The sequence below is a fragment of the Kineococcus indalonis genome, from assembly GCF_009906395.1.
GTDB classification, from domain to species: domain Bacteria; phylum Actinomycetota; class Actinomycetes; order Actinomycetales; family Kineococcaceae; genus Kineococcus; species Kineococcus indalonis.
Genome location: NZ_JAAALM010000689.1, coordinates 1 through 1,694, shown reverse-complemented (window position 1 = coordinate 1,694; position 1,694 = coordinate 1). Strand labels below are relative to the sequence as shown.

Here is a 1,694-nt window from a genome sequence, read left to right as displayed (position 1 = left end):
GCCGGCGCCGGACAGCGCCGACAGCGCCGCCGCGGGGGCGGTCAGGCCGGCCGCGGCCCGCAGGAGGGAGCGGCGGCGGGGCTGGGGGGTGATCACGCGAGCACCTCAGCACCACCGTGTTTCACGGCGGTTGCCCAGCCGTTTCCCGGCGGTGTCGATCCGCGCGGCGCCGATCCCGGCGGCCCGCTCCCCCGGTCACCAGCCCGCGGGCAGCGGGCGGCCCTCCTCGTAGCCGGCCCGGGACTGCAGGCCCACCACGGCGCGCTCGGCGAACTCGGCCACGGTGCGCGCGCCGACGTAGGTGAAGGAGCTGCGCACGCCGGAGGTGATCTGGTCCAGCAGGTCCTCCACGCCGGGGCGGGCGGGGTCCAGGTGCATGCGCGAGGAGGAGATGCCCTCCTCGAACAGGGCCTTGCGGGCGCGCTGGAACGGGGAGTCGGCGCGGGTGCGGGCGGCCACGGCGCGCGCGGAGGCCATGCCGAAGCTCTCCTTGTAGGCGCGCCCGTCGGCGTCCACGGCCAGGTCGCCGGGGCTCTCGTGGGTGCCGGCGAACCACGAGCCGACCATCACCTGGCTGGCGCCGGCGGCCAGCGCCAGGGCCACGTCGCGCGGGTGGCGCACCCCGCCGTCGGCCCACACGTGCCCGCCGGCCTCGCGGGCGGCGGCGGCGCACTCCAGCACCGCGGAGAACTGCGGGCGGCCCACGCCGGTCATCATCCGGGTGGTGCACATCGCGCCCGGGCCCACGCCGACCTTGACGACGTCGGCGCCGGCGGCCAGCAGGTCGCGCACGCCGGCGGCGGTGACGACGTTGCCGGCCACGACGGGCACCTGCGGGTCCAGCCCGCGCACCGCGGCCAGCGCCTCGAGCATCTTGTCCTGGTGGCCGTGGGCGGTGTCCACCACGAGGGTGTCCACGCCGGCCCCCAGCAGCGCCTTGGCGGTGCCGGCCACGTCGCCGTTGATGCCCACCGCGGCGGCCACCCGCAGCCGGCCGGCGGCGTCCAGCGCCGGGGCGTACACGGTGGAGCGCAGCGCGCCCTTGCGGGTCAGCGCGCCCACGAGCCGCCCGTCGCGCACCACGGGCGCGAAGCGGCGCCGGGCTCCGTGCAGCACGTCGAAGGCGGCCTGCAGCCCGTCGCGCTCGACGGCGCCGGCGTCCAGGGTCACCGGCGAGGGGCTCATCACGGTCCCGACCTGGGTGAAGCGGTCCACGTCGGCGCAGTCGGCGGGGGTGACCACGCCGAGCACGTGCCCGTCGTCGTCGACGACGACGGCCGCGCCGTGGGCGCGCTTGGGCAGCAGGTTGAAGGCGTCGTGCACCGTGTCGGTGCTGTGCAGCACCACGGGCGTCTCGAAGACGGGGTGGCGCTCCTTCACCCAGGCCACCACCTCGCCGACCACGTCGACGGGGATGTCCTGCGGCAGGACCGCCACCCCGCCGCGGCGGGCGACGGTCTCGGCCATGCGCCGGCCGGAGACGGCCGTCATGTTCGCCACGACGACCGGGACCGTGGTGCCGGTGCCGTCGGCGCCGGCGAGGTCCACGTCGAGGCGGGAGACGACCGAGGACCGTCCCGGCGCCAGGAAGACGTCGTCGTAGGTCAGGTCGTGGGCGGGCCGCTGCCCGTCGAGGAAGCGCACGCCCCCAGGGTAGGCGCGACGGCCGGGCCCCCGGCCGGCCGCGGCGGGCG

General features: G+C 77.7%; 1 protein-coding gene. It reads right to left on the bottom strand.

Annotated elements, in window-relative coordinates; genetic code table 11:
- Positions 1 to 195: 195 nt before the first annotated feature.
- Positions 196 to 1,644 (bottom strand): GuaB1 family IMP dehydrogenase-related protein, encoded by a 1,449-nt coding sequence (locus GTR00_RS20305; protein WP_166613342.1) that lies wholly within the window; start codon positions 1,642 to 1,644, stop codon positions 196 to 198.
- Positions 1,645 to 1,694: the final 50 nt, after the last annotated feature.